This is a genomic window from Clostridium psychrophilum (assembly GCF_018861705.1).
Taxonomy (GTDB): domain Bacteria; phylum Bacillota; class Clostridia; order Clostridiales; family Clostridiaceae; genus Clostridium_AD; species Clostridium_AD psychrophilum.
Window position 1 is genome coordinate 1 of record NZ_JAHLEC010000187.1, and the last position, 3,636, is coordinate 3,636.

Sequence of the window (3,636 nt, forward strand, 5' to 3'; positions counted from 1 at the left end):
AATGTTAAATTTAATTAACATATTCCTTTATCCTTTTTATATTTTAAGGGTTACTTAAATTTGCAAGTTACTTATATTATTAGGATATATTAAACTACACGTCTACATGTACTCATCGTCTCCGTCGCTGTACTCAGCGACAAAGTCGCTGTACTCATCGACTTTGTCGCTGTCATCTTCTCTTTCAATTTTCTCACCTCTTTCACTTAATATTTCTATAAGTATATCTGCAAATATACTTTCTTGATTAAATCCGCTTAAAGAATATTCACTGCCATATATATATAATTCACCTCTACATTTTCTTAAAAGACCATTTACAACAGACATTAAAATTCCATATACATTATTATTTTCTTTCTTTTGCGTATATATATCATCAACATTCCAATTGCTTTTTAAAACAAAAGAATTTGATAATTCCCCTACATTTCTACGACACCACATATTGCTGTTAATATCTGTCCATATCTGAACCTTACTACTTAAATTAGAGGTCAAATAAGTATATGGTGATGTTAATACTATACTATTATCTTTTAATAACATTTCCTGGATTTCGTTCATCGAATAAAATCCACTTCCTTCTCCTCGAATAAACTCTATAAACCTCTCCTCTGATGATTTTCCTTTAAATTGTAATTTATCTAAAGTATTTATGAAACTTTCACAGCTTTCATATAAGCTTATGTAGTCCCCTATATGTTCTTTAACTTTTGGTAGGATTACAAGTACTTTTGAAAATGCATTTCTAAAAAATTCACCAAGCGAACCCTTGTGCTTTATTAAATTAACTTTATAATTTTCTATCCATTGTTTTAACTCATTATATTTACCTACTGCTACATCTCCTACTCTATCTTCAATATCAGCACTAAGATCTTTTAAACCATTCTCACATGCAAAAGGATAAAACAATGAACTTCTAATTACATCTAGCTTTAGCATAAAGGAGAAAAAATTTTTATAATCCTCCTTTGTTAACCTTATACTTTTATAATCATTACACAATACCGCAAGTACTATTAATGGGTGTAAATATTCATTATCTATAAATCTATCTTTTTTTGAAGTCTCAAAAACTGATATACCTAATTTCTTTGCTTTTTTCTGAAGCTCAAATGAAATAATAAAATCATTAAATGGACATATTATAGCTATCTCCTTAGGTATAAGTCCCTCATTTAAGAGTTCTTCAACTTTTAATAATATCTTCTGGACCATTTGAGGTCTTAACTGTGATGACATATCTATAGATGCTGGGACATTTTCATTTATTTTATCTTCCATATATGGAATGTGCGCCCTATTATCTATTACATTAGCAAGACTAATAAAATCATCATTGCAACAAAAATGATTATCTAAAGTAATCTCATTATACTCAACATTTAATTTGCTCTTCAAATAATCAGTATTAGCTCCATAATAACGGTGCAAACCGCCTTTGGGATTGTAGAACAAATATGCCCTGTCTACATTATTAATAATCTTAAATATTAATTCTTGCTCTGCAGGTGAAGCCTCATCTATATCATCTACTATAAGATATTTTATATTATTTATACTGGTATATCTTGAATCATGAAGTAAATAATTATTATATAAATAAAACGATAGTCCATAATCTACAACACCATTACATAATAATTTTGTGATATAGTACCTAGTTACTTCATCTAATTGATTATATGTTTCTTTAATTAAGAAGTCCTTTACCTCTAATGAATTATAAAGCCTAGTTCCTATTTCGTCAAAAGGCACTAATGACAGTGCAGCATTATTAATGTTAGAAATCAAATCTGATGCTATTTTTGAAGAAGTTGATGTTATGTCTTGAAAGTATCCTTTAGATTTTCTGAAATACTCTACTAAGGATTTCATAGCATAGTTTGTCGCATCAAAAGATGCGAACTCAGGCTTTAATATATTGATTTTTATTTCCTTGCAACCATCTACTACATAAGGCCAATAGAGTGATAGTTCTCTCCTAATAAATCCATAGTAAGAACTTTTTCTAATCTCACAAGCAGTATCAAAAATCATATCTTTTGTCCATCTTATATTTTGATATTTATTCATAAATAAACATAATACATTTGGACTTTTAATGTTTTCATTTTCTATCATATTTCTATATTTCGAAACTGCAAGAGTTGTTTTGCCACTTGCTGAATTTCCTTTAACTAAGATACATTTTTCACTGAATTTATTTTCATTCAATTTATTGTAGGCTTCTGTATAGTTCATAATATCAACTCCATGTAATTCATGATTTTTATTTTTCCCTATTATATAAATAGCCTTTATTTCATATTTTCTACACTTACGATACAACTTGTATGAATATACTATCATTATTTTACATGCCCCTATATATTATTACAAATATTTTCATGTATATAATTATTTTGTTAATCCAAATTGTTGTTGACTAATATCATTAAAAAATCACAAAAAATAACACTAACATTTTAATTATGTCAGTGCTTTTATAAAACTACTCAAAATGTGTCCTATACTGTTTTTTATAGTAAGACGTCATATTCGATTAATTTTTTTCTTAAATCTTTTGAATTTATATAAAGTATTGTTTTAAAGCTTAACATTCTAGCACTTTCAATATTTTCAATTGTATCATCTATAAAAATTGATTCTTTGGGATTGATTTTATATTTTTTAATTAACTTGTCATAAATATCTTTATCAGGTTTTATAAGTTTTTCCTTATATGAAATAATACCACCATCAAAATATTTAAAAAATTCATATCGTTTAGTAACATCTTCATATGCTAACAAATGAAAATTGGATAAAACATAAAGTCTATATCCTTTGTGTTTTAGTTTCTTTAAAACTTCTACAGTATCTTCAATAGGTGTAAGTAATTGATACCAATTGTGCATTACTAGCTTTATTAACTCAGTATTTTCTGCGCTTCTATTACATATTTCATTTATAGCCTCTTTTTCAGTGATCATTCCCCTATCAAGCATAAGCCATTCTTTGCTGGTAAATATTTTTTCATAAATTTCTTGAACTTTTGTTTTGTCGGAAATCTGTGTGTGAAGATATATTACTGGCTTAAAATTTAATAATACATTTCCTAAATCAAAAACAATATTTTTGATCATATTTTATATCCCCTTTATGTGTATCTTTATAAATATATTTTATTAAGGTGCTTATATAAAAACTTAAAGTTCAATACAGATATTTAAATGAAAAAAAAGCCTTTCAGCTTCTAATTGTTAAATCATGTCCAGTGCTGTATTTGTCAGTTTCCAATAAGCGATGCTTTATAAACTTATTGCTTCTTTATTTTTTACAAATCTTTAATGCATCAAAAGCATTATTTTTTTCGAATATAAATGTAGCCGCATAACCATCACGTCCTATTACATTCTCATTACCTTCTTTGAGTACAATACTATTGTTCTCATCCGTATATCCTAATTCGAAATCATCTAATAAACCTAATAGTTTTTGTTTATCTGTCATTTTTTACACCCCTTACCGTTATCTATTAGTACTCTCGGAAACTCTCAAGCCATTGCTAATTCTAGGTTCATTTTTATGCATATATCAACTTCACCCCAGAATTTCTTCGAGCTTTCTATATTGAGGATAGCATAG

General features: G+C 27.3%; 3 protein-coding genes. All 3 read right to left on the reverse strand.

Annotated features, from left to right (window positions below; translation table 11 throughout):
* Window positions 1-102: 102 nt before the first annotated feature.
* Entirely contained in the window at window positions 103-2,358 is a 2,256-nt protein-coding gene (locus KPL38_RS18630) for a hypothetical protein (protein WP_216290631.1), read from the reverse strand.
* A 170-nt stretch (window positions 2,359-2,528) separates the two neighbouring features.
* Window positions 2,529-3,134, reverse strand: a complete 606-nt coding sequence (locus tag KPL38_RS18635; RefSeq protein WP_216290632.1) for an HAD family hydrolase — start codon at window positions 3,132-3,134, stop codon at window positions 2,529-2,531.
* Window positions 3,135-3,318: 184 nt separating this feature from the next.
* On the reverse strand, window positions 3,319-3,501 hold the full coding sequence (locus KPL38_RS18640) for a hypothetical protein (protein WP_216290633.1): 183 nt from the start codon (window positions 3,499-3,501) through the stop codon (window positions 3,319-3,321).
* Between the last annotated feature and the right edge of the window lie 135 nt (window positions 3,502-3,636).

Coding starts and splice junctions, on each gene's coding strand:
- KPL38_RS18630 (WP_216290631.1), bottom strand. CDS start 2,358: ATGATAGTATATTCATACAAGTTGTATCGTAAGTGTAGAAAATATGAA.
- KPL38_RS18635 (WP_216290632.1), bottom strand. CDS start 3,134: ATGATCAAAAATATTGTTTTTGATTTAGGAAATGTATTATTAAATTTT.
- KPL38_RS18640 (WP_216290633.1), bottom strand. CDS start 3,501: ATGACAGATAAACAAAAACTATTAGGTTTATTAGATGATTTCGAATTA.